26 protein-coding genes are annotated in these 24,139 nt (G+C 65.9%); 17 read left to right on the top strand and 9 right to left on the bottom strand.

The genetic code is table 11. The features are described from left to right. The first annotated feature begins 155 nt into the window (after positions 1-155). The 7 genes from ACTIFP_RS13855 to ACTIFP_RS13825 all read left to right on the top strand — a co-directional run bounded on the left by ACTIFP_RS13855 (position 156) and on the right by ACTIFP_RS13825 (position 7,209). Entirely contained in the window at positions 156-2,318 is a 2,163-nt protein-coding gene (locus tag ACTIFP_RS13855) for a prolyl oligopeptidase family serine peptidase (protein WP_439569302.1), read from the top strand. Then, the gene (locus ACTIFP_RS13850; RefSeq protein ID WP_439569301.1) at positions 2,318-2,803 is read left to right on the top strand and encodes a GAF domain-containing protein; all 486 of its coding nucleotides are present in this window, start codon (positions 2,318-2,320) and stop codon (positions 2,801-2,803) included. The genes ACTIFP_RS13855 and ACTIFP_RS13850 overlap by 1 nt, the downstream gene beginning before the upstream one ends. Before the next feature lie 125 nt (positions 2,804-2,928). Beyond that, on the top strand, positions 2,929-3,780 hold the full coding sequence (locus tag ACTIFP_RS13845; RefSeq protein WP_439569300.1) for a glycine zipper 2TM domain-containing protein: 852 nt from the start codon (positions 2,929-2,931) through the stop codon (positions 3,778-3,780). Positions 3,781-3,973: 193 nt separating this feature from the next. Next, positions 3,974-4,519, top strand: coding sequence for a hypothetical protein (locus ACTIFP_RS13840; protein ID WP_439569299.1), 546 nt, complete (start codon positions 3,974-3,976; stop codon positions 4,517-4,519). A gap of 199 nt (positions 4,520-4,718) precedes the next feature. Further along, positions 4,719-5,264 carry a hypothetical protein gene (locus tag ACTIFP_RS13835; protein WP_439569298.1) on the top strand — a complete coding sequence of 182 codons (546 nt, stop codon included), beginning with the start codon at positions 4,719-4,721 and terminating at the stop codon, positions 5,262-5,264. Between the two features lie 65 nt (positions 5,265-5,329). After that, a complete protein-coding gene (locus ACTIFP_RS13830) occupies positions 5,330-6,655 on the top strand; it encodes a M28 family peptidase (RefSeq protein WP_439569297.1) in 1,326 nt (441 codons plus the stop codon). 104 nt (positions 6,656-6,759) lie between these two features. After that, positions 6,760-7,209, top strand: coding sequence for a PilZ domain-containing protein (locus tag ACTIFP_RS13825; RefSeq protein ID WP_439569296.1), 450 nt, complete (start codon positions 6,760-6,762; stop codon positions 7,207-7,209). Positions 7,210-7,382: 173 nt separating this feature from the next. Here ACTIFP_RS13825 and ctrA read toward each other — a convergent pair whose 3' ends face one another. Further along, complete coding sequence (ctrA, locus tag ACTIFP_RS13820) at positions 7,383-8,090, bottom strand: response regulator transcription factor CtrA (RefSeq protein WP_058804653.1); 708 nt, start codon at positions 8,088-8,090, stop codon at positions 7,383-7,385. A gap of 196 nt (positions 8,091-8,286) precedes the next feature. Continuing rightward, positions 8,287-9,222, bottom strand: a complete 936-nt coding sequence (locus ACTIFP_RS13815; protein WP_439569295.1) for a LysR family transcriptional regulator — start codon at positions 9,220-9,222, stop codon at positions 8,287-8,289. Positions 9,223-9,481: 259 nt separating this feature from the next. Between ACTIFP_RS13815 and ACTIFP_RS13810 the strand changes: the two genes are divergently transcribed. From ACTIFP_RS13810 to ACTIFP_RS13780, 7 genes are all read left to right on the top strand, one after another. Beyond that, positions 9,482-10,180, top strand: a complete 699-nt coding sequence (locus ACTIFP_RS13810; RefSeq protein WP_439569294.1) for a pirin family protein — start codon at positions 9,482-9,484, stop codon at positions 10,178-10,180. A 125-nt stretch (positions 10,181-10,305) separates the two neighbouring features. Continuing rightward, the gene (locus tag ACTIFP_RS13805) at positions 10,306-10,902 is read left to right on the top strand and encodes an FMN-dependent NADH-azoreductase (RefSeq protein WP_439569293.1); all 597 of its coding nucleotides are present in this window, start codon (positions 10,306-10,308) and stop codon (positions 10,900-10,902) included. Positions 10,903-10,906: 4 nt separating this feature from the next. Next, a complete protein-coding gene (locus tag ACTIFP_RS13800; protein WP_439569292.1) occupies positions 10,907-11,707 on the top strand; it encodes a DODA-type extradiol aromatic ring-opening family dioxygenase in 801 nt (266 codons plus the stop codon). Between the two features lie 24 nt (positions 11,708-11,731). Further along, a complete protein-coding gene (locus ACTIFP_RS13795) occupies positions 11,732-12,415 on the top strand; it encodes an RluA family pseudouridine synthase (RefSeq protein ID WP_439569291.1) in 684 nt (227 codons plus the stop codon). Beyond that, positions 12,408-12,809: an alternative ribosome rescue aminoacyl-tRNA hydrolase ArfB gene (gene arfB, locus ACTIFP_RS13790; protein ID WP_439569290.1), complete on the top strand. Its 402-nt coding sequence runs from the start codon at positions 12,408-12,410 to the stop codon at positions 12,807-12,809. Before ACTIFP_RS13795 ends, arfB begins: the two co-directional genes overlap by 8 nt. Before the next feature lie 10 nt (positions 12,810-12,819). Then, positions 12,820-13,410 carry an SOS response-associated peptidase family protein gene (locus tag ACTIFP_RS13785; RefSeq protein ID WP_439569289.1) on the top strand — a complete coding sequence of 197 codons (591 nt, stop codon included), beginning with the start codon at positions 12,820-12,822 and terminating at the stop codon, positions 13,408-13,410. A gap of 88 nt (positions 13,411-13,498) precedes the next feature. Then, complete coding sequence (locus ACTIFP_RS13780) at positions 13,499-13,822, top strand: PilZ domain-containing protein (protein ID WP_439569288.1); 324 nt, start codon at positions 13,499-13,501, stop codon at positions 13,820-13,822. A gap of 16 nt (positions 13,823-13,838) precedes the next feature. On the opposite strand, the gene ACTIFP_RS13775 is transcribed toward ACTIFP_RS13780, so the two are convergent. Continuing rightward, positions 13,839-14,264 carry an EVE domain-containing protein gene (locus ACTIFP_RS13775; RefSeq protein WP_439569287.1) on the bottom strand — a complete coding sequence of 142 codons (426 nt, stop codon included), beginning with the start codon at positions 14,262-14,264 and terminating at the stop codon, positions 13,839-13,841. 123 nt (positions 14,265-14,387) lie between these two features. Here ACTIFP_RS13775 and ACTIFP_RS13770 point away from each other — a divergent pair, with 123 nt between their 5' ends. After that, complete coding sequence (locus tag ACTIFP_RS13770; RefSeq protein WP_439569286.1) at positions 14,388-15,317, top strand: isopenicillin N synthase family dioxygenase; 930 nt, start codon at positions 14,388-14,390, stop codon at positions 15,315-15,317. Between the two features lie 139 nt (positions 15,318-15,456). On the opposite strand, the gene ACTIFP_RS13765 is transcribed toward ACTIFP_RS13770, so the two are convergent. Genes ACTIFP_RS13765 through ACTIFP_RS13755 form a run of 3 tightly spaced genes read right to left on the bottom strand, consistent with a single transcriptional unit; the run spans position 15,457 to position 17,284 of the window. Beyond that, complete coding sequence (locus tag ACTIFP_RS13765) at positions 15,457-15,861, bottom strand: ribose-phosphate pyrophosphokinase (protein WP_439569285.1); 405 nt, start codon at positions 15,859-15,861, stop codon at positions 15,457-15,459. After that, positions 15,837-16,655, bottom strand: a complete 819-nt coding sequence (locus ACTIFP_RS13760; RefSeq protein WP_439569284.1) for a DUF1295 domain-containing protein — start codon at positions 16,653-16,655, stop codon at positions 15,837-15,839. The genes ACTIFP_RS13765 and ACTIFP_RS13760 overlap by 25 nt, the downstream gene beginning before the upstream one ends. Further along, positions 16,652-17,284 (bottom strand): lysophospholipid acyltransferase family protein, encoded by a 633-nt coding sequence (locus ACTIFP_RS13755; RefSeq protein ID WP_439569283.1) that lies wholly within the window; start codon positions 17,282-17,284, stop codon positions 16,652-16,654. The genes ACTIFP_RS13760 and ACTIFP_RS13755 overlap by 4 nt, the downstream gene beginning before the upstream one ends. A 294-nt stretch (positions 17,285-17,578) precedes the next feature. On the opposite strand from ACTIFP_RS13755, the gene parC reads away from it, so the two are divergent. Then, the gene (gene parC, locus ACTIFP_RS13750; protein WP_439569282.1) at positions 17,579-19,879 is read left to right on the top strand and encodes a DNA topoisomerase IV subunit A; all 2,301 of its coding nucleotides are present in this window, start codon (positions 17,579-17,581) and stop codon (positions 19,877-19,879) included. Positions 19,880-19,968: 89 nt separating this feature from the next. Next, positions 19,969-21,651, top strand: a complete 1,683-nt coding sequence (locus tag ACTIFP_RS13745; protein WP_439569281.1) for a putative bifunctional diguanylate cyclase/phosphodiesterase — start codon at positions 19,969-19,971, stop codon at positions 21,649-21,651. Here the strand turns inward: ACTIFP_RS13745 and ACTIFP_RS13740 are convergent. From ACTIFP_RS13740 to ACTIFP_RS13730, 3 genes are read right to left on the bottom strand one after another with little or no spacing between them, the layout of a single operon-like run. After that, positions 21,624-22,844, bottom strand: coding sequence for a CCA tRNA nucleotidyltransferase (locus ACTIFP_RS13740; RefSeq protein WP_439569280.1), 1,221 nt, complete (start codon positions 22,842-22,844; stop codon positions 21,624-21,626). The genes ACTIFP_RS13745 and ACTIFP_RS13740 overlap by 28 nt on opposite strands. Next, on the bottom strand, positions 22,841-23,425 hold the full coding sequence (locus tag ACTIFP_RS13735; RefSeq protein ID WP_439569279.1) for a CoA pyrophosphatase: 585 nt from the start codon (positions 23,423-23,425) through the stop codon (positions 22,841-22,843). The genes ACTIFP_RS13740 and ACTIFP_RS13735 overlap by 4 nt, the downstream gene beginning before the upstream one ends. Then, the gene (locus ACTIFP_RS13730) at positions 23,425-24,009 is read right to left on the bottom strand and encodes a DUF1285 domain-containing protein (protein WP_439569278.1); all 585 of its coding nucleotides are present in this window, start codon (positions 24,007-24,009) and stop codon (positions 23,425-23,427) included. Before ACTIFP_RS13730 ends, ACTIFP_RS13735 begins: the two co-directional genes overlap by 1 nt. Between the last annotated feature and the right edge of the window lie 130 nt (positions 24,010-24,139).

Genomic DNA, 24,139 nt, shown 5'->3' with positions numbered 1-24,139 from the left:
TGACCCACCGCGGCACATAGTCGGGCATAATAGGAAAATGGGCGGCGCCGCGCCCGGCGGCGAGCGACGCGGGACAAATCCGCTTGCCCCCGGCTTTTCCATCCTTACATATCGGCGCACGATAATTTCCCCCGGATCATGAGGATCGCCTTGCCATGTCCCGTAAAGCCCTGTTCGCGCCGCTGGCGCTGGTTGCCCTTTCGATGACCCCGGCGGCGCTCCACGCGGCCGAAGCCGCGGTCGCGGCAACCCCAGCGCCGACGCTCGCCTATCCCGACACCGCGCGCGGCGACACGGTCGATCCGCAGTTCGGGGTCGATGTTGCCGATCCCTATCGCTGGCTGGAAGACGATGTGCGCGTCAATCCCAAGGTCGCCGACTGGGTCGCGGCGCAGAACAAGGTCACCGACGCCTATCTCGCCACCCTGCCCGGCCGCGACACGTTCAAGAAACGGATGACCGAGCTGTATAATTACGAGCGTTTCGGCCTGCCGACCAAGGCGGGGACGCGCTATTTCTACACGCGCAACGACGGGCTCCAGCCGCAGTCGGTGCTGTATGTCCGCGAGGGACTGAAGGGCGAAGGCCGGGTGCTGATCGACCCCAATTTGTGGGCGAAGGATGGCGCCACTGCGCTCGCCGAATGGAACCCGTCGGAAGATGGCAAGCATCTGCTCTATTCGGTGCAGGACGGCGGCACCGACTGGCGGATCGTGCGGGTGAAAGACGTCGCGACCGGCCAGGATCTGTCCGACGAAGTGCGCTGGGTGAAGTTTTCGGCGCTCGACTGGGCCAAGGACGGCAGCGGCTTTTATTATTCGCGCTTCCCCGAACCCGCTGCGGGCGGCGCGTTCCAGTCGCTCAACGAAAATCACAGCGTCTATTTCCACAAACTCGGCACCCCGCAGAGCGCCGACGTGCTGATCCACGCCACTCCCGCCAGGCCCAAGCTCAACAACAGCGCGATCGTCACCGACGACGGGCAATATCTTCTGGTGTTCGGATCCGAAGGCACCGACGCGCGGCTGGGGCTGACGCTCTATCCGGTGAGCGCCAAGGGCGTGGACAAGCCGATCACGCTGGTCGACGATTTCGCGAACAACTGGGACTATGTCACCAACCAGGGGCCGTTGTTCACCTTTGTCACCAACAAGGGCGCGCCGCGCGAGCGGCTGGTGGCGATGGACATCCGCAAGCCCGGCAAGCTAACCGAGCTGGTCGCCGAGAGCGAGAATACGCTGGTCGGCGCCTCGCGCGTCGGTGACCGCATCATCCTGTCCTACCTGGGCGATGCGAAATCGCAGGCCGAGATGGTCAGCCTCGACGGCAAGAAGGTCGCGGCGATCAAGCTGGCCGACATCGGGTCGGCGTCGGGGTTCGGCGGCAAGTCGACCGATCCTGAAACATTCTATTCCTTCTCCAGCTATGCGCGGCCGACGACGATCTATCGGCTCGACACCGCGACCGGCAAAAGCGAGATTTTCGCCGAACCCAAGCTGACCTTCAAACCCGCCGACTTCAGCGTCGAGCAGCGCTTCTACAAATCAAAGGACGGCACCGAGGTGCCGATGTTCATCGTGATGAAAAAGGGCCTCGACCGCAGCAAGGGATCGCCGACATTGCTGTATGGTTATGGCGGCTTCAACGTGTCGATGACCCCCGCTTTCTCGCCCACCCGTCTGGCGTGGGTCGACAAGGGCGGGGTGCTGGCGATCGCCAACCTGCGCGGCGGCGGCGAATATGGCAAAGCGTGGCACGACGCCGGGCGGCTCGCCAACAAGCAGAACGTCTTCGACGATTTCATCGGCGCGGGCGAATATCTGATCGCTGAGGGGATTGCCGGCAAAGGCCAGGTCGCAATCGAGGGCGGGTCGAACGGCGGCCTGCTCGTCGGTGCGGTCACCAACCAGCGCCCCGACCTGTTCGCCGCGGCGCTGCCCGCGGTGGGGGTGATGGACATGCTGCGCTTCGACCGTTTCACCGCCGGGCGCTACTGGGTCGACGATTATGGCTATCCGTCAAAGGAAGCCGATTTCCGTAACCTGCTCGGCTACTCGCCCTATCATAATATCAAGGCGGGGGCGGCCTATCCCGCGGTGCTGGTGACCACCGCCGACACCGACGACCGCGTCGTGCCGGGGCACAGCTTTAAATATACCGCGCAGCTCCAGCATGCGAACGCGGGCGACAAGCCGCATCTGATCCGCGTCGAAACCCGCGCCGGCCACGGGTCGGGCAAACCAACCGACAAGATCATCGCCGAGGCCGCCGACAAATATGCGTTCGCGGCGAAGTGGACCGGGCTGACGGTCGAATAATGTCCTATGCGCTCGCATTTACCGCCACCGACCCCGCCGAACGCTGGGCCGAGGCGGGCGACGCCGCCGCGGCGCTGGTCGCGGGGGAGCCCGACGGCATCGCCAATATGGCGAATGTCGCGGCGCTGATCTGGCAGGCGATCCCCGAGCTAAATTGGGCGGGTTTCTATCGCTTTGATGGGCAGGAATTGGTGCTCGGCCCGTTCCAGGGCAAGGCCGCCTGCATCCGCATCCCGCTGGACAAGGGCGTGTGCGGCGCTGCGGCGCGGCTGCGCGCGACGCAGCGCGTCGACGATGTCCACGCCTTTCCCGGTCATATCGCGTGCGACGCCGACAGCCGCAGCGAACTGGTGGTGCCGGTGATCGCGGGCGACCGGCTGGTCGGCGTGCTCGACCTCGACAGCCCGCTGGCGGGGCGGTTTTCGGCCGCCGATCAGACGGGGGCCGAGGCGCTGGTGGCGCGGATTGCCGCGGCGCTGGCCTAGCTCGGCGCCCCATCTGACCCAAATCGGGACGCAAAGCTCAGGGTTAACGGATTCGCGAAAAGCCGCCAATTTTGCTAACAAGCTGTTAACCAATCGGTTCGGGCCGAGGGAACAGGGAGTTAGACATGCGTACGTTCGTGTTGTTGGGGGTGGCCGCAGGGTCGTTGTTGCTGGCGGGCCGTGCCCATGCCGAAGCGCCGATGATCGACGCGCGCGCCGCCACCGATGTGGCGGGCAGCGCTTTGTATAATCATGATCCGCGCCCGGCGCTCGATTATGGCGCGCCTTCCGACCCCGACGTCCGCGTCTATACCGGCCATGCCGATCGGGTACCGAGCGAAGTCGAATATCGCCGCGTGTCGGGTTACGACGCCGAGGGCCGCTGGACCGGCACCTGGAACGGCACCTATGAAGCGCCCGACGGTCGCCGTTACGACGGCAGCTATGAAGGCACGGTCGAGGGGCATGGCGCGGGTTACCCGCCGCCGCCGCATCACGGATATTATGGCGGCGGGTACGACCCGCGGCACGACGCAGAAATGGAACGCCGCTGTGGCCGGGGGGGCACGGTGGGCGGCGCGGTTGTCGGCGGAGTCGTGGGGGGCGTCGTCGGCAACCGCATCGCCGGGCGCGGTGATCGCACCGCCGGCACGCTGATCGGCGGCGGCCTCGGCGCGCTCGCCGGTGCCGCGATCGGCGATGCCGCCGACAAGAAAAAATGCGACGCCTGGTGGTCGAGCCGCGGTTCGCATCACAGCAGCACGGCCTATTATCACAGCGGCCATGGCTATGGTTACGGCTATTATACCCCCGGCGTCGTGGTCACGACGATCATCACTGGCGGCGCGCCGGTCGTGACCGAAACGGTCGAGACGACGACGCGCACCTATTATGAAAATGCGCCGGTGCGCAAACGCTATGCGGCGAAGAAAAAGTGGAAACCGAAACCCAAGGCGAAGCCGCGCTGCGTCTGCTGATCCACCCGGATAGGTCTGGTCACCTATGTCTGGTCCAAAGGCCCGCCATCGTATCGATGGCGGGCCTTTTCAATGTCGGCGCTCGCCCCGTCGCGCTAGAACAACGGTTCAGCGGCGAGAAAGCATCGGCGCCCTAGAACATCGGCATTCCGGGCCAAACCATCCATTGCCCATTCTTGGGGAGCATCCCTCGATGCGTAAATTCACCAGCCTTGCCGCCGCGGCCGCCGTCGTCGTCACCTCGGTCGGCTTCAGCGCCGTTCCCGCCGAAGCGCGGTCGCGCCATGGCGGCTGGGGCCATCGCCATCACGACCGGATCAGCACCGGCGACGTGCTCGGCGGCCTGCTGATCATCGGCACCATCGCCGCAATCGCCAGCGCCGCAAGCAAGGACAAGCGCGAGCGCGCGCCCGATTATCGTTACGATCCGCCGTATCGCGACAATCAGCGTTACGACCAGCGCGACAGCGATTATGTGCCGCCGGTCGACGACCGCCCCGAAACCGGCGAGGCGCGCCCCTATGACAATGGCGATGTCCAGCGCCGCGCCGCCGATGCATGCAGCTGGGCGGTCGAGGCCGAAATGGGCGACGACGCGCGCGTCGATCGCATCGACGGCACCGAGGCGAACAATGGCGGCTGGTACGTCACCGGCACCGCGTCGCGGCTCGGCGGCGAGGTCCGCAGTTTCGGGTGCAGCTATCGGAACGGCCGCGTCGTCGACGTCAGCTTCGGCTGAACCTGCCCCTTGATCAAGACTTTGCGCGGGGGCCGCGTCACCTTTGGGTAGCGCGGCCCTTCGCTTTGAAGCTGAACGCCAGAAAAACCAAGGCTGAACGCCAGATAAGCGCGGGGTTCAGCACCGCGTCACCCGCGAATCGCTAAACCGTCTCCAACAGGCTGCGACGACGCCGCCTGCGCCTGAAGGAGACCGAACCATGGCTATCAAGACCAACCTGACCAAGGCCGCAATTGGTGCGGCCACCGCTGGCGCGATGTTGATGAGCGCCGCCCCCGCTGCCGCCCGCGACCGGTACGACCGCGACGGGATCAGCGCGGGCGAAGTGATCGCCGGTGCCGTCGTGCTCGGCGGCCTCGCCGCGATCCTGTCGAGCGGCGACAACGACCGCTATGACCGTTACGACGATCGCTATCGTTACGACGATCGCTATCGCGGCGGCTACTATGATGATCCGCGTTACGGCTACGGCTATGACTATCGCCGCTATGGCAACAGCCGCAGCGCGGTGAACCAGTGCGTGAACGCGGTCGAACGCGGCAGCCGCCGTTATGGCAACACCGACGTCACCCAGGTCACGAGCATCGATCGCAAGCGTGACGGGTATAAGGTGAAGGGCCGCGTTGTCGTCCGCGACGGCTACGGCGGACGCTGGGGCCGCGGCGGTTATTATGACCAGGGCAAGTTCACCTGCGACATCCGCTATGGCCGTGTGCAGGACATCCGTTTCTCGGGCCTGCGCTGACCTTGAAGCCCCTCCCCAGCCGGGGAGGGGCTTTTCTTTATGCCCGCGACGCCGCATGAAGCGGCATGATCAAACAGAGCCTGCTCGCCGCCCTGCTTCTCGCCGCGCCCCTTGTGGTGCATGCGAAGGACGCCACCCCTGCCGCCGACCCCGCGCGATTGAGGGCCGATGTCGAGAAACTGGTGTCGTTCGGCACCCGCCACACGCTGTCGTCGGCGACCGACCCGAAACGTGGCATCGGTGCGGCGCGCAATTGGGGCGCGGCCGAGTTCGGACGGATTTCGAAGGCCTGCGGCGGCTGCCTGGCCATCGAACGCATCGCCGACCGGTTTGACGGGCCGCGCGCCCCGGACGGCGTCATTGTCGAAAATGTCCTCGCGATCCAGAAAGGCACCGGCAACCCGGCGCATGTCATCATCATCGCGGGACATATCGACAGCCGGGTCAGCGACCCGATGAACTTCACCGCTGACGCGCCTGGCGCCAACGATGATGCGTCGGGGACGGCACTGGTGATCGAGGCGGCACGGCTGCTGTCAAAGCAGAAGCATCGCGCGACAATCGTCTATGCGCTGCTGTCGGGCGAGGAGCAGGGATTGTGGGGCGGGCGCCTGCTCGCCCGGCACGCCAAGGCGCAGGGCTGGCCGGTCGCGGCGATGCTGAACAACGACATCGTCGGCGGCGTGCATGGAACCGACGGCACGATCGTCGCCAATCGGGTGCGGGTGTTCAGCGAGGGCATCCGCGTGTCGGAGGATCTTGCGGCACAACTCGCGCGGCGCGGGATCGGCGGCGAGGACGACGGCCCGTCGCGCGCGCTGGCCAAGGCAGCGATCCGCGCCGGGCAGCAGAGTCCGGCGATCGGGCTTGAGGTGCTGGCGGTGCGCCGTCCCGACCGTTTTCGCCGCGGCGGCGACCATCTCCCAGCGCTCGAACTCGGCTATCCAGCGATCCGCTTTAGCGTCGGGATCGAGGATTATGACCATCAACATCAGGATCTGCGGACCGAAAATGGCCGCAAATATGGCGACACGGTCGACGAGATGGATTTCGCCTATCTGGCGCGCGTCACCGCGCTCAACGTCGCGCTGGCCAGCGAGCTCGCCGCGGCGCCGCCTGCACCCGCCAGCGTCAGCATCGACGGCGCGGTCAGTTCGGACACCAAAATCTCGTGGACTCCGGTAAAGGACGCTGCCGCCTATCGCCTTTACTGGCGCCGCGCCGACCGCAACGACTGGACCGACAGCCAGCTCGTCCCGGCGGATGCCGCCACCTTCGGGCGGACGCTATCCGGCGTCGTCATCGACGACAATTTCTTTGGTGTTTCAGCACTTTCCGCCGATGGTAGCGAGAGCATCATTACGTTCGGCGGCCTGCCGACGGCGCAATAATTACCGAACACGCTATACGAAAATTTACCTTCCGCTGTTACCGCGAGACCGGGACCAAGAAATTCGGCCAACGTGGGGGTTGGGCGACAGCGATGGGTCGCGCCATGTCAATTCCCGAGGCTCCCCCAGCCTCACCTCCTCCGAACGAAAAGCGCCAGCCGCGCCAGTCGCGGCTGGTCAAGGCGGCGCTTGCCTGCGCGCGACTCGGTCAATTCGACGTCACCATCCGCAACGTGTCCGAAACCGGAATCGGCGGGCAGGCGCCCGGCGCGCTGAACATCGGCGAGCGGATCACGGTGTTCCTGCCCGGGCATGAACCGATGCTGGGCACGGTGCGCTGGGTCGCGGGCAATCGCTTCGGGATCGAGACCGACCGCCCGGTCGAAACCAGCCGCCTGCGCGCCGCGCACGGCAGCGGGGCGGCGGCTCCCGAACCTATCGCAGGATTTGAAATCATCCCGCCGCCGACGGCGCCGGCGCGACGCCCCGGACTCGTGCTGGGTAGCGCGCAGTCTGCACAGTTCGGGCGCAACATGTGGCAAGGCAAACGGTAGCAGAGACAGATTCGAGCTACGCCCTGCCTGGAAGGGGAGCGGAAGTCATTTCGCCGTCGTCGGTTTGTCAGCCGCCAACCTCCCACACCCCCAAAAGAAAACCGGCGCGGATTGCTCCGCGCCGGGTTCCCTCGGTAAATTCTTCTGAAGCGTGAAGCGTGAAGCGTGAAGCGTCAGGCGACGCGGCGCACCTCATTGCCTTCATCGTCGATGTCGCGAAGGACATAGCCGCGGCCCCAGACCGTCTCGATATAATTTTCGCCGCCGCACGCCAGCGCCAGTTTCTTGCGCAGCTTGCAGATGAAGACGTCGATGATTTTGAGTTCGGGTTCGTCCATCCCGCCATAGAGGTGGTTCAGGAACATTTCCTTGGTCAGCGTCGTGCCCTTGCGCAGCGAAAGCAGCTCGAGCATCTGATATTCCTTGCCGGTCAGGTGGACGCGGGTCGTGTCGACCTCGACCGTCTTGGTGTCCAGATTGACCGCCAGCTTGCCGGTCTTGATGACCGACTGGCTGTGGCCCTTCGAGCGGCGGACGACCGCATGGATCCGGGCCACCAGTTCGTCGCGGTGGAACGGCTTGGTGACATAATCGTCGGCGCCAAAGCCGAACGAGCGCACCTTTGAATCCATTTCGGAAATGCCCGACAGGATCAGCACCGGCGTCTGCACTTTCGCGGTGCGGAGCTTTTTCAGCACGTCATAGCCGTGCATGTCGGGCAGGTTCAGGTCGAGCAGGATGATGTCGTAATCATAGAGCTTGCCCAGGTCCAAGCCTTCCTCACCCAAATCGGTGGTATAGACATTGAAGCCTTCGGTCGTGAGCATCGTGTCGATCGCCTTGGCGGTCGTCGGCTCGTCCTCGATCAGCAATACGCGCATTGGGCACCCCTCGATTGTTTCCCACGATGATCCCGCGACCGTCCGCATGATCATCTTGCGATGCCACCGACGACCCCCGTTGCGAGACTGCCGGAACATTAACCACGAAACTAATGAAGGGAAAAGGTTAATTTTGATTTAACCCGCAGAACTCCGCGAGTCGCGGCGGATAGAGACGGCCGGATCGGCCAAATTTTTACGCCGTCGCCAGCGCCAGATGCTGGGCGTGGGCGCCGGTGCACGATCGCTTCAGCACATCGACGAGATAGTCGGCCAGCGCGCGCACCCGCGCCGGGCGCAGTCGCGACGGCGGCGACAACAGGTGCAGATAGGCCTGCGGCAGCGACCAGTCGGCGAGGATGCGGACGAGCCCCCCCGACGCCAGCGCATCGGCGGCGATGAAATCGGGCAGCACCGCGATGCCGCCGCCCGCGGTGAGCAGCGGGATCATGATGTCGCCATTGTTGGTGAACAGCGGCCCGGTCGGGATCACCGTCGCTTCCTCGCCGCCGCGCTCGAACCGCAGCGGCAGCGTGCGCTCGCGGTGGCCATAGCCGATCAGCCGATGGCCCGCGAGGTCGAGCGGATGGCGCGGCGTGCCGTGGCGGTCCAGATAGGCGGGGCTGGCCAGCACCGACGCCGCGACCGGCGAAATGGTGCGCGCCAGCAGGCTCGAATCCTCCATCGTCGCGATGCGCAGCCCCAGGTCGATGCCTTCGGCGACCAGATCGTGGCGCGCATCGCTGAGCATCACGTCGATCTCGACTGCTGGATGCTGGTCGAGAAAGGCGGCGATCGGCGCGCCGAGCACCTTGATGCCGAAGCTCATCGGCGCGGCCAGCCGGATCGGTCCCGCCAGGTCGACGCGGTCGCCGCGCGCCGCCTCGGTCGCCGCGGTCGCCGCCGCCACCATCGCCTGCGCCTCGCCGAGCAACCCCGCCCCCGCGGTCGACACGGTGACGACGCGCGAACTGCGATGGAGCAGCGCGATGCCGAGCGCGGTTTCGAGCCGGGTCACCGCTTTCGACACGCTTGCCTTTGACATCCCGAGCGCGGTCGCCGCGGCGGTAAAGCTGCCACCATCGGCGACGGCGACGAAACAGGCCCAGCCTTCGTAATCGGGTAGCGACATTCCGGTGCTCCGTTTCCTAACGATGTGATCGCTCCACCCACCTCGTCATTGCGAGCGAAGCGAAGCAATCCAGAGCGGTTTACGCACACGCTGGATTGCCGCGTCGCTTCGCTCCTCGCAATGACGATTGATGCAATTTGGAAACGATAGATTTCCATCTACGCTATTTCAGAAACAATCCCAACGCCTATCTTGTCCTCAACACAGCAGCGCCGCCGGGCATCGTGCCACGCCGCGGCGCGACAGAAAGGACAAGGCCATGATCGACATTCGCAAATTCGACACGCTGGGCCACGCCGACCACGGCTGGCTCGACGCCCGCCACCACTTCTCCTTCGCCAACTATTATGACGAAGGGCGGATGGGCTGGGGCGCTCTGCGCGTCTGGAACGACGACGCCATCGCGGCGCAGTCGGGTTTCCCCCCGCACCCGCACCGCGACATGGAAATCATCACCTATGTCCGCACCGGCGCGATCACCCATCGCGACAGCATGGGCAATCAGGGCCGTACCGCGGCGGGCGATGTCCAGGTGATGAGCGCCGGCACCGGGGTGACCCACAGCGAATTCAACCTGGAGGATGAGGAAACCACGCTGTTCCAGATCTGGATCATGCCCGATCAGAGCGGCGGCAACCCCGGCTGGGGCGCGCGGCAGTTCCCCCAGAATGATCGTTCGGGCCAGTTCGTGACGCTGGCGAGCGGCATCGCAGGCGACACCGACGCACTGCCGATCCGCGCCAACGCCCGCGTCGCTGCAGCCGCGGTCAACGCCGGTGAACAGGTTACCTATGACCTCGACGCCGGACGCCACGCCTATCTTGTCGCCGCCAAGGGCCGCATCCGCGTCAACGGCACCGACGCCGAGCCGCGCGACGGCATCGCGCTGCGCGATGTCGGGACGATCACCGTCGAGGCGCTCGACGACGCAGAACTGGTGCTCGTCGACAGCCTTTGACGACGCCTTGGGCCGCTGCCTTGTCCCCTCCCTGAAGGCGGCGGCCCACCTCGGTGCCGCGAGTTTCCCCGGCTCGCGGCACCCCCTGCCCCTCCCATTCCAATTCAAGCCAAAGGAGTAATCACATGTCGCATATTCTTCGCATCGACGCCTCGGCCCGCCACAGCGGTTCGACCACCCGCCAGCTGACCGACCAGCTCGTCACCCGTCTGGTCGAACAGGGCTATGGCGCCGCGGTCACCCGCCGCGACCTCGCCGTCACCCCGCCCGCGCTGCTCACCGAAAGCTGGGTCGGCGCCAATTTCACCGACGATGCCGATCGCAGCGACGATCAGCGCGCGGTGCTCGCCCATTCGGACGAGCTGATCGCCGAGCTCGAAGCCGCCGACACCATCGTCATCGGCGTCCCGGTTTACAATTTTGCCATCCCCGCGGCGCTGAAAGCCTGGATTGACCAGATCGCCCGCGCCCGCCGCACCTTCCGCTACACCGAAACCGGTCCCGAAGGGCTGCTCAAGGGCAAGAAGGCCTATCTGGTCGTCGCGTCGGGCGGCGTGCCGGTCGGCAGCGACTATGATTTCGCCACCGGCTATCTGCGCCACGTCCTCGGCTTCGTCGGCATCACCGACGTCACCGTCATCGAGGCGGGCCAGCAGATGATGGACGGCGAAGCGGTGAGCCGCGCCGCCGCCGCCATCGAAGAACTGAAGCAGGCGGCCTGACCCGATGCGCCGTCTGCCGAGCTTGTTCCTTTCGCATGGCTCGCCGATGATGGCGCTCGAGCCCAGCCCGGCGCGGAATTTCCTCGCCGGGCTGGGCAACGCGTTACCGCGCCCGCGCACGATCCTGGTCGTGTCGGCGCACCATGATGCGGCGTATCAGGGCGGCCGCGCGACGGTGACCGCCTCGTCCACGCCGCCGACGATCCACGACTTCGGCGGTTTCCCCGACGAACTGTTCGCGATGCGCTACCCCGCGCCGGGCGATCCGGCGCTGGCCGCGCGGGTCGTCGATCTGCTCGCGGACCACGGCCTCGCCGTCACCGCCGATCCCGACCGCGGACTCGACCATGGCGCGTGGGTGCCGCTGTCGCTGATCTACCCCGCCGCCGACATTCCGGTCGTCCAGCTGTCGATCGCGTCGAACGCCTCGCCCGAATGGCACTATGCGCTGGGTCAGGCGCTGACCCCGCTGCGCGATGACGGCGTGCTGATCATCGGGTCGGGCAGCATCACGCACAATCTCCGCGCGCTGTTTTCGGCACGCCTGCCAATCGACGCCGCGGCGCCGACGTGGGTGACCGATTTCACCGACTGGATCGCCGAGCGCATGGCGGCGGGGGCCGTCGATGACGTGCTGCACAGCGTCGAACGCGCCCCGCACGGCGCCGACAACCACCCGACCCCCGACCATATATTGCCGCTGTTCGTAGCGATGGGTGCCGGCGGGACGCCATTACGCGCCGAGCGGGCGCACCACAGCACGACCTATGGGCTGCTCGCGATGGATGTTTACGCTTTCGACTGAGCCATGGGCGGCCTATAGCGCGCCATGCTTCTTTCAGACCGTGTCCTGTTCCTCGATGGCGAGGCTCTCGTCATCGACAAGCCCGCTAGCCTGCCGGTCGATGCGCCGCGCGACGGCAGCCTCAGCCTCGAAAATCATCTCGACCTCTTGAAGTTCGGCTTCAAGCGCTGGCCGCTTCCCGTGCACCGGCTCGACCGCGACACCTCGGGCTGTTTGCTGCTGGCGCGCAACCCCAAGGCGCATGGCCGCTTCACCCGCGCATTCGAGGATCGCGAGGTCGACAAACAATATCTGGCGATCGTCGACGGCGTGCCCGAGGCGGACAGCGGCACGATCAACCTGCCGCTGAGCAAGGTGTCGACCGCCGAGGAGGGCTGGCGGATGGTCGGCGACCCGAAAGGCAAGCCATCGATTTCGCATTGGGAAAAGCTCGCGGTGGTCGATGGCCGCAGCTTGCTGCGCTTTCGCCCCGAAACCGGGCGCACCCACCAGCTGCGCGTCCACGCGCTCGAAGGGCTGGGCTTTCCGCTCGTCGGCGATCCGGTTTATGGCCGCGGCGGCACCAAAACCCGTACCCTGCTCCACGCCGAACGGCTGGTCGTAAAACGTGACGTCAAGCCGTCAGTAATTGCCGAGGCGCCCTTCCCCGACGCCTTCGCCGCGTTGGGCTTCACCGCGCCGGAGGGAGCGGAGCCGACGCGTGGCTGAGATCCCCGAAAGCGCCATTTCGGAAAAATTTCTCGCGGGCACCGGGCCCGGCGGGCAGAATGTCAACAAGGTCGCGACCGCGTGCCAGCTGCGCGTCAACGTCTATGCCCTCGGCCTCGCGCCCGATGCGTATAAGCGCTTGAAAACACTGGCAGGCAGCCGGATGACGACCGAGGGCGAGCTGGTCATCCTGGCGCGCCGCTATCGGACGCAAGAAGCCAACCGCGCCGACGCCCGCGCGCGCCTGTCCGAAATGATCGACGCCGCGCTGGTGCGCCCCGAACGCCGGATCAAGACCAAGCCGAGCAAGGCCGCCAAAGCCCGCCGCGTCGACAGCAAGAAAGCCCGCAGCAGCGTCAAGGCCGGACGCGGACGGGTGCGCGGGACCGACTGAAAATCCTGCGATGACAAATCTTTACCGTCTCGATGCCCCTGCCGCAGCGATCGCCGCGGCGTTCGCTGCCGAGGCGGGCAGCGACCCGTGGAGCGGCGACTATGTCGCCCCCGGGCGCCCCGCCCCGGTGATCGTCAGCGACGGCCGCGGCGGCGCGCGCCGTTTCTTGCGCCCGAAGCTATGGGGCGTGCCGCCGCCGCCGCGCGGCGACCGGCCCGTGACGCACGTCCGCAACCTCGCAAGCCCATTCTGGATCGGCACATTGCGCCACGCCGAGCTGCGCTGCCTGATTCCCGTTACCGCCTTTGCCGAGTGGTCGGGGCCAGAGGGCGCGCGCCGCCAGCACTGGTTTTCGGTGCCGTCGCAGCCGATCTTCGCCTTTGCCGGCATCCATCGCCAGGGAGAGGACTGGCCCTGTTTTGCGGTCCTCGCCACCGATCCCAACCAGCTGGTCGGCCAGTATCAGCCGCACGCGATGCCGATGATCCTGCACCCCGACCAGCACGCGACCTGGCTGAGCGGCGAATGGCGCGACGCGGTGGCGCTTGCGGTTCCCTTTCCCGGCCAGCTGATGACGGTCAGCGACGCCCCGCCGATGTAAGCGAAATTCATCATGTTTCTTCACTTTGAGGTAACCAGCGGCGCGGTAAAAGATCGCCGATGAAGGCAAAATAGCTGGGACCAAGACAGTGTTGGGGAATCGCATTATCGAGGCCAAACGGCCTGCCACCACCGGCCGCCGCGCCGAACGCGCTCCGGTTCAGGCGCGCGCACGCTATCGCGAACCGGGGCTCAACCCGTTCGACGTCGAATTGTTCGACCTGTCATCGACCGGGTTTCGCATGGTCACCTTTTTCCGGCCGCAGATCGGCAAGCATGTCTGGGTGAACCTGCCCGGGCTGCAACCGCTCGAAGCCGTCGTCCGCCGCGCCGACGGCAATAGCTACGGCTGCGAATTCGTCGACCCGCTCCACCCGTCGGTGGCGACGCATCTGCAGGTGAAGCTGCGCTAACGCGCCGTCGCGGCAGTCAGTCCGCGGGCTTTTCCGACGTCTTCAGAATATGCTGCCACTCGGCGGGCGTCACGCGCCCGACCGACAGTCGCGACTGGCGGATCAGGTCCATGTCGGCGAGTTTGGGATCGGCCTTGATCGCCGCCAGCGTCACCGGATTCTTGAGCGCCCGCACCGGCGCGACGCGCACCACAACCCACGGCGACCCTTCGTCGGCGGTCGGATCGGGGAACGCGGTTTCGGTGATCTGCATGATCCCGACACATTCCTTGCCGATATTGCTGTGGTAAAACAGCGCCTCGTCGCCGACCTGCATCGCTTTCAGGTTGAGCTTGGCGGTGTGGTTGCGCACCCCGTCCCAGATGCCGGTGCCTTCGCGCACCAACTGCTCCCACGGATAGGCGTCGGGTTCGGATTTCATCAGCCAATATGATTTTGCCATGCGGCTCTCTTAGCAAGCATCGGCCGTTTGAAAAGAGCGAGCCTCTTTCCCTGCCCCGCCGACACCCCTACATGCGGGAACAGAGTCGCGGAGGCAGAGCCCCGCCCCAAAATGGATGATGATATGACCGCCGCTGTTCCGACTATTTCGATGGCGCTTCCCGCCGATCAGTTTGCCAAGGATTTCGGCGCTTCGTTTGAACGCTTCGGCTTTGCGATGATCACCGATCATGGCATCGACCACGCGCTGATCGATGACGCCTGGGCGAAGGCGAAGGATTTCTTCGCGCTGCCCGAGGAGGTCAAGCGCGCCTATCACATCCCCGGCGGCGGCGGCGCGCGCGGCTATACGCCGTTCGGGACCGAAATCGCCAAGGGCGCCAAGGAAGTCGATCTCAAGGAATTCTGGCACGTCGGCCGCGACCTGCCCGCGGGCCACCGCCTCGCCGCGCAGCAGCCGAACAATGTCTGGCCCGCCGAGGTCGACGGCTTTCGCGCCGTCTATGACAAATTATTCGCCGAATTCGACCGCGTCGGCGGCCAATTGCTGTCGGGCATCGCGCGCTACCTAGGCCTCGCTCCCGATTTTTTCGACGACACGGTGCTCGACGGCAACAGCGTGATGCGCCTGCTCCACTATCCGCCCGTCGCCGCGCCGGCCAAGGGCATTCGCGCCGAAGCGCACGAGGATATCAACACGATCACGCTGCTGCTCGGCGCCGAGGAAGCCGGGCTTGAAATCCTCGACAAGGACGGCAGCTGGCTCCCCGTCTCGCCCCCGCCGGGCGCGATGGCGGTCAACGTCGGCGACATGCTGCAACGTCTGACCAACAACAAGCTGCCCTCGACCACCCACCGCGTCCGCAACCCCGACGCGGGGCGCGCGAGTGTGGCGCGTTATTCGATGCCGTTTTTCCTGCATTTCCGGTCGGATTATCCGATCGAGACGCTGGCAAGCTGCATCGATGATGCGCACCCGAACCTGTATCCGACGCCGATTACCGCCGATGAATATTTGCAGGAGCGGCTGCGCGAGATTGGGCTAAAAAAATAGGCTGAGGAGGCCGCGCGCGGACGTCTTGTTCCCCGGCGAAAGCCGGGCCCCAGGGCGTTATGGCGCAAGCCTCGCGCTATGGCGCTCTGGACCCCGGCTTTCGCCGGGGAACAAGAACTTCCGTTCATTTGCAGGCGCCCTACCGCCCCGCCCAATAATCGAACACCCCCTGCTGCTGCTCGCGAATGAACCGCGCCGCCGCCGCGCCTTCCCATGGGCCGTCGTAGCCAAGCAACAGCGCCGTCCCGCCGACCCACCAGCCCTGCCCCGGCAGCCGGTCGCTTTCGCGCACCACCAGCACCGCCAGATCGGGTTCGCCATCCAGCGCGCACAGCCGGTCGACCTCGGCCAGCGTTTTACACACCGCGCGCATCTTGGGCCGGGTGAAGCGGAACCCCAAGTCGCCGAGCAGTTCGGAATAGCTGACCGCGCGGCCTTCGCGCGCGGCTGCGGTCAGGATCGCGCGGATGCGCGGCGCGTCACCGAGGGCGCTGGCGTCGGCGGCCAGCGCCTCACCGCCTAAACCCCCGTCTTTGGCGGCCACGGGATGAACCCTGAGGTGCGTGCGACATAAGCGGCATAGTCGGGCCGCGTCTTGTGCAGCCCCTTTTCGAGCAGTGCCTTGCCCGACCATTTGGTGAGGGTAAAGGTCAGGAAGACCGGCCCGATCACGCTGGCGAGCGCGACCCATGGCCCGATGTCGGCCGCGATCAGCCACAATCCCCACCAGGTCAGCGCGTCGCCGAAATAATTGGGATGCCGGGTGTAGCGCCACAGCCCGGTGTCGAGCACCTGCCCCTTGTTCGCGGGATTCTTGCGAAACGCATCGAGTTGCGCATCGCCGATCGTCTCGAACGCGATCCCGATCAGCGTCGCAACGACGCCGATGATGGCGAGGATGCCCACGCCGTTGGCCGCCGCGCCGCCGCTCGCCCAGATGCCGATCTGCGCCGGCAGGCAGGTGATAAACAGCAAGGGCGCCTGGGTCAGGAACACGGTGAGCAGCGCCGTCTTACCCCAGCTCCATTTCTTCGTTTCCATCGTCCGCGACAGGATTTTGGCATAGCGCGGATCCTCACCATGTTTGACCCAGCGCAGCCCCAGGTGGATCGCCAGCCGCAGCCCCCACAGGCTGGTGAGGCCGAGCAGCAATTTGGCGTGCAGCGCATCCGCCCCCGCCTGCCACGCCGCGCCCCACGCGAGCAGCACCATGCCGAACGCCCAGAAGGCGTCGATGAACGACACGTCGCGGATCGCCACCGAAATCGCCCACAGGATCAGGATCACCCCCAGCAATCCGGCGAAATTGAGCCCCAGCAGCAACAGCAGGTCGGTCATGCGCGCATCTCCATTTCGGGGCCATCGCCGACAATATCGTCGATCGAGCGCACCGCGCGCTCGGGGATTTTGGGGATGCAGGTGCGATACACCTCCAGCACCTTGAGCATGTCGGCGCGAAAATCGCCACTGGGCCAGATGAGCGGGCCGAGGCCGCCGGTTTTCGTCCCATAATCCATCATACCGACCACCATCGGCACCTTCGCCGCCAGCGCGATCTGATAGAAACCGGTGCGCCATTTCGCGGTCTTGCCGCGCGTCCCTTCGGGCGCGACGGTCAGCATGAATTCGGCGCGGCGGGCAAATTCCCGGGTCATCTGTTCGACCACATTGCCGCCGCCGCGACGGTCGACCGGCACCCCGCCCATCTGCCGGATGAAGCCACCCAGCGGCCAGCGGAACAGCGACAGTTTCGCCATGAAATAGGGACGGATTTTCAAATCGGCGGTCAGCCCGAGGAAATTGACGAAGTCCCAATTGCTGGTGTGCGGCGCCGCGATCAGGATGAAGCGCCGCGGTTCGGGCACCACCCCGACCGCTTTCCAGCCGCGCATCCGGTACAGCAGCAACAGCAGGCGGCGCACCGCGCGCGCCACGCGTCCCGGCGGTTGATCCTCGATCCGCGTCACATGCTCTCCTCTACCCGCCGCACGGCTTGCGCGAAAGCGCCGGGCTTCGCAAGGGGGCGCGACTACGGGTTGCGGCCCTACGCGCTTTCAGCTCCCTTCACCCCCGGCATGTGGGGCGACCCCGACCGCGATGGCGCCCACGGGCTCAACGAACGCATGGAAGGGCGCTCCGTTTATGTCGGGCGCGACTATATGTTCGATCTGGTGAAGGCCTATGCCGATTGAACCGATAATCGCCGGGCGCGCATCGCGGCCTTTGCCTTGACGCGCTAGCCTTGCTATCGCGCCGCGACCATGGCGACCACCACCGACGATCCCGACAACCAAGACCCCGTCCCCGGCATGACCGACACGCCGTTCGGCAGCGCGCTGTCCGAACGCTATCTGGTCTATGCGCTGTCGACGATCACCGCGCGGTCGCTTCCCGACCTGCGCGACGGGTTGAAGCCGGTGCACCGCCGCCTGCTGTGGGCGATGCGCGCGATGCGGCTCGACCCGTCACAGGGTTACAAGAAATCGGCGCGCGTTGTCGGCGACGTCATCGGCAAATTCCACCCGCACGGCGATGTCGCGGTCTATGATGCGATGGTCCGCCTCGCGCAGGATTTCTCGCTCCGCTACCCGCTCGTCGACGGCCAGGGCAATTTCGGCAACATCGACGGCGATAACGCCGCCGCCTATCGTTATACCGAAGCGCGGCTGACCCGCGTCGCGGTCGACCTGATGCAGGGGCTCGACGAGGGCACGGTCGATTTCAAGCCGACCTATAATGGCGAGGACGAAGAGCCCGAGATCATGCCAGGGCTGTTCCCGAACCTGCTCGCCAATGGCGCGAGCGGGATTGCGGTCGGCATGGCGACGAACATCCCGCCGCACAATGCCGCCGAGGTGATCGATGCGACCTTGGTGTTGATCGAGAACCCGCGCGCCGAGCTGTCCGAACTGCTCGAGCATGTCAAAGGCCCCGATTTCCCGACCGGCGGCATCGTCGTCGACAGCGCCGAGACGATCCGACAAGCCTATGAAACGGGCCGCGGCGGTTTCCGCGTCCGCGCGCGCTTTTCGACCGGCAAGGCGGACGGCGGCTGGGAAACCGATGGCATCGAAAAATTGCCCGGCGGCACCTGGCAACTGGTGATCAGCGAGATTCCCTATGGCGTCGCCAAGGGCAAGCTGATCGAACAGATTGCGCAGCTGATCGCCGACAAGAAATTGCCGATCCTGGAAGATGTCCGCGACGAAAGCGCCGAGGATTTGCGCATCGTCATCGAACCCAAGAGCCGCAACGTCGACCCCGACATCCTGAAGGAAAGCCTGTACCGGCTGACCGACCTCGAAAGCCGCTTCGCGCTCAACCTCAACGTCCTCGACGCGACGCGGACGCCGAAGGTGATGGGGCTGCACCAGCTGCTCACCGAATGGCTGATGCACCAGATCGTCGTGCTCGTTCGCCGCGCGCAGCACCGCATCGCCAAGATCGACGATCGGTTGGAGCTGGTCGCAGGCTATATCATCGCCTTTTTGAACCTCGACCGGATCATCGAAATTATCCGCACCGAGGATGAGCCGAAGCCGGTGATGATCGAAGAATTCATCCTGACCGACCGCCAGGCCGAGGCGATCCTCAACATGCGGCTGCGGTCGTTGCGCAAGCTTGAGGAAATGGAGCTGAAGCGCGAGCAAGCTGACCTCACCGCCGAGCGCGAGGAACTGGTCAAGCTGGTCGAAAGCCCGGCGCGCCAGCGCACCCGGCTGCGCAAGGATCTGGAAAAGCTGCGCGCGGTGTACGGGCTCGACACCTTGCTCGGCGCGCGCCGCACAACGATCGCCGAGGCCGCCCCGGCGCGCGACATTCCGCTCGATGCGATGATCGAAAAGGAACCGGTGACGGTGATCCTGTCGAAGCGCGGCTGGATCCGCGCCCAGCGCGGCCATGTCGCCGCCGACCAGTGGGGCGAATTCAAGTTCAAGGAAGGCGACGAGCTGTTGTTCGCCGCGCACGCCCAGACGACCGACAAGCTGCTGATCGCGGCGAGCGACGGGCGTTTCTTCACCATCGGCGCCGACAAACTGCCCGGCGGGCGCGGGTTCGGCGAACCGCTGCGGCTGATGGTCGACATCGATCCCGAGGCGCGGATCGTCGCGATGATCCCCGCGCATGCCGACGGCCGCCTGCTGCTTGCTTCGTCCAGCGGGCATGGCTTCATCGCGCAGATGGCCGAGGTCGTTGCAGAGACGCGCAAGGGGCGCAACGTCGTCAACCTCAAGACCGGCGCCCAGCTGGCGGTCGTCCGTCCGGTCGGGTCGGGCGACGACAGCGTCGCGGTGGTCGGCGACAACCGCAAGCTCGTCGTGTTTCCGCTCGCCGAGGTGCCGGGGATGGCGCGCGGTCAGGGCGTGATGCTGCAACGCTACCGCGACGGCGGGCTGTCCGATGCGGTCAGCTTTGCCTTTGCGGAAGGGTTGAGCTGGGCAATGGGCGGCGACACCGGGCGGACGCGGACCGAAACCGACCTGGTGCCATGGCGCGTCGCGCGCGGCGCCGCGGGGCGGATGCCGCCGACCGGTTTTCCACGGAACAATCGCTTCGGCTGAGCGTATTTCCGGGTCGCCGTAAATAGCTTCTTTACTCTCCCCCCATTAGGCCATCACCAATGGGGAAAGGTCGCACAAAACCCGCTGTTATGCCTATTGATAGAACCGGCGAAGACCGGCCCTTGCTGTTCGTCGGCTGGATCGACGCCCTTCCCGTGCCCGCGGCGCTGATCCGCCCGCTCGCGCGCGGCAATTTTCGTCTGCACGCCAGCAATGCCGCATTCGACCGGCTGAACCTGTCGCCCGCCGGGGCCGACGCGCCGATCGCGCTGCTGCGCGCGATCGAACGCACCGCGCAACATCCGGACGACACCCAGGAATTTTCGTGCCAGCTGGGCGACGGCGTCGCAGCGCGCGACCTGCGCGGATCGATCGGGCCGCTGCCCACCGAATCGGGCGACGAGAGCCTGTTCCTGCTGACCTTGATCGACCGCACCCAGGAAATGATGACCGAGCGCAATTTGCGCCGCGAGCTGGTGTCGGACAGCCTGACCGGCCTGCCCAACCGCGCCGGGTTCGAAGAACTGGTCGAACAACGCGGCGCGACCGACGCGGTCGGCGGCGACCACGCCATCCTGCTGCTCGACCTCGCGCGGTTCAGTCGCATCAACGAACATATCGGGCCGATGGCGGGCGACGAGCTGATCATCACCGTCGCGCGGCGGCTGAAATCGAGCCTGCGCAGCGGCGACATTCTGGCGCGCACCGGCGGCGACGAATTCGCCATTTCGTCACGGATCGCGGGCGGGCGCGCCGATGTGCGCGAGATGGCGCGGCGAATCCGCGGCTGTTTTGACCACCCTTTTCGCATCGGCGAGCTGAAGGTCAGCGTCGATTGCGCGATCGGCTGCGCGATCCAGCCGACCAGCGATCATGACACCGCCGACCAGATCCGCCACGCGCAGATCGCGCTGAAACGCGCCAAACAGACCGACCGCATCGAAATCTATGAACCCGAATCGGCAATGCTGTCGGACAATCGCTTCGGTCTGGAAACCGAATTGCGCAACGCAATCGAGGAAGATCGCCTCCACCTCGCCTTTCAGCCGCTGATCGAACTGTCGACCGGGAAGGTTGCCGGGTTCGAAGCGCTCGCGCGCTGGGACAATCGCAACGGCCATTCGATCTCGCCCAGCGAGTTCATCCCCATCGCCGAGGATTCGGGGCTGATCGTCCCGCTCGGCCAATGGGCGATCGGCAAGGCTGCCGCAGTGCTCGCCGACTGGGACAAGCAGAATGGCGGCACCATCGTCGACTGCTATTTTTCGGTCAATGTCTCGGCGATCCAGCTGCTGCGCGACGATGTCGCCGCGGTCGTGCGCCAGGCGCTCGATACGCACAAGATCGGCGGCGAACGGCTGATGATCGAACTCACCGAAAGCGCGATCATCGGCGACCCCGACCTCGCGCTGTCGGTGCTCAGCGAGCTGAAATCGCTCGACGCGCGCGTCGCGATGGACGATTTCGGCACCGGCTATTCGAACCTCGCCTATCTGCAGCGGCTGCCGCTCGACGTGCTCAAGATCGACCGCAGCTTTGTCGAGCATATGGTCGACGACCGCGACAAGGTGGCGATCGTCCGCACGATCCAGAGCCTCGCCGAAGTGCTGGGGATGCGCACCACCGCCGAGGGGGTGGAAACCGCCGACCAGGCGCGGCTGTTGTCGGCGCTCGGCTGTGATTTCGGGCAGGGCTATTTGTTCGCGCGGCCGATGCACGGCGGCGACGCGCTCGCCTATTGGCGTCAGTCGCTGATCCGCCCGATCTTCTGATCGACCAGTTCGGCGACAAGCTCGGCGACAAGCTCGGCGACTCTGGCCGGACCCGGAAAATCCTCCGCCACCCACGCCGCCTCGACCGCTTTCAGGATACGCGCGACATCGGGCCCGACCGCGATCCCGCGCGCAACGATGTCACCGCCCTTGATCGGCAGTAGCGGCACCTGCCAGTCCGCCAAGGCATCTACCGCCGCGGCTTCGCCCGCGATCAGATGGACGTCGCGCGCCGCATCGATGCCGATCGCGTGCGCCAGCTGGCGAACCGGCCGTGCGGTGTCGCCGCGATGCCCCGCGACGGCGGCCAGATATTTGCGCTGCCGCGTCGACAGCCGCAGGCGGCTGGCGACCTGTTCGGCGATCGCGGGATCGGCGGGAAGCAGCGCCGCGAGCCGCCGCTGCGACGCGACGGGCACCCCCGCCGCCTGCTCATTGGCGATCAGCCGGCCCAGCGTCGCGGCAAAGTCCGGATCGAGTTCGGGCAGCATCACCGCAAAAATGCCGTCGGCCACCATCTGCCCGACGATCGCGCGCGGATCGGGCAGCGCCAAAATCTTGGTCAGTTCGTCGGCGATGCGTTCGCGCGACAGGCTTTTGAGCGACTGGCGCGCGGCGACCACCGCGGCGTGGCTGGGCGTATCGAGATCGCCGCGCCCGAAGCGCGCCGCGAAACGATAGAAGCGCAGAATGCGCAGATGATCCTCGGCGATCCGCGTCGCCGCATCGCCGATAAAGCGCACGCGACCGTTTTTCAGGTCATCAAGCCCGCCGAACCAATCGTCGATTTCGCCCGTTTCGGGATCGGCATAGAGTGCGTTGATCGTAAAATCGCGCCGCGCCGCGTCGTCCTGCCAATCGTCCGCAAAGGCGATTGTTGCCCGCCGCCCGTCGGTTTCGACATCGTGGCGCAGCGTCGTGATCTCGTGATGGTCGCCGCTGGCGATCGCGGTGACGGTGCCGTGCGCGATGCCGGTCGGGATGACCTTGATGTCCGCCGCCGCCAGCCGGCGCGTCACCTCCTGCGGCAACAAAGGCGTCGCGAGGTCGACGTCGGTGACCGCCAGCCCGAGCAGCGTGTCGCGCACCGCCCCGCCGACGATCTTGACCGACCCGCCATCGGCGCCGAGCGCCGCGACGATGCGGTGCAGCCCCGGGCGCTTCCGCCATTCGGTGTCGGGCAGCACCGTCACCGGTGCCAGCCCGCCGGCATCCGCCGCGCCAGATTGATGATGATCCCCGCCGTCACGCCCCAAATCCGCCGCCCCTGCCACTCCATGTCATAATAATGCCGATCCTGACCCTGCCAATGCGCCTGTTGTCGTTGATAATTGTCGGGGTCGAACAAGGTGTCGAGCGGCACTTCGAACCATTCCTCGACCTCGTCGGGATTGGGATCGAGCGGCAGGTCAGGCGGGATCACCGCAAGCACCGGGGTGATGATGTAACCGCTGCCTGACCGATAGGGTTCGGTCACCCCCGCCACCATCACGTCGCGGCGGTTGAGCCCGATCTCCTCTTCGGCCTCACGCAGCGCTGCATCGATCGCGTCACGGTCGCCGGGGTCGATCTTGCCGCCCGGAAAGGCAACCTGCCCCGCATGGCTGCGCAGCCATTGCGGGCGCTGGGTAAGGATGACGCCGGGATCGGGGCGGTCGGTAAAGGCAATCAGCACAGCCGCATCGCGCAGCGTCGGTGTACCGAGATACGCCTCGTCCTCGCCCGCGTCGGGCAGCAGATTATCGAGCGCGACGCGCAATTTCTCGGACAGCATCAGGCGTCAACCAACGGAAAGCGCGCGCCGTTCGACCAGATTGCGGGCGGTTCTTCGCCCGCAGCCAGCGCCATTTCGACGAGCTCGTAATAGAGCGCACGGTCGATCCGCGCCTCCAGCCCGTTGCCGATCGTGCCGCGGACGTGGAGACGCGGGTCGGGATTGTCGGCATCGCTGCCAAAGCTGAGTATATGGTCGGGACCAGCCATCACGAGATCGTCGGTGTCGAGGCGGAACACGAGCCTCCGCGCTGCCCCCTCGCCTTCGCTCTTCATTTCGACCGCGCGGAAGGGTGTGTCTTCAACGACGATGCTCAATTTCTCGGCGGGTGTGACGAGCACATAACTGCCGTCGGCCTCGCGCCGCAGGATTGTCGAGAACAACTTGACCATCGTGGGGCGGTTGATGCGGCCGCCTTCGTGATACCAGCTGCCGTCGGCGCGGATTTCCATGAAGCTGTCGCCGGTGCGCTCGGGGTGCCAGCTTTCGACGGGTGGCAGCTTGCGCGCCGCAAGCAGCTCAGCGGCTTCGGTGAGCGAAAGCTGCGCAAAATCCTTGGAAAGCGAAGGCGCGGGGGTGACCATCCATCCGACATAGGGGGCGGGGCGCGCTGCGCAACCCCGCTGCCCCACCAACCGAGCCGTCACCCCGGCGAAGGCCGGGGTCTCGCCGCTGCGCCAGGCAGAGACGGCGAGATCCCGGCCTTCGCCGGGA

This window comes from Sphingopyxis sp. (assembly GCF_051861155.1).
Classification (GTDB): Bacteria; Pseudomonadota; Alphaproteobacteria; order Sphingomonadales; family Sphingomonadaceae; genus Sphingopyxis.
Note: the sequence above shows the minus strand (reverse complement) of the source record. Positions and strands in the feature narration are given on the sequence as shown.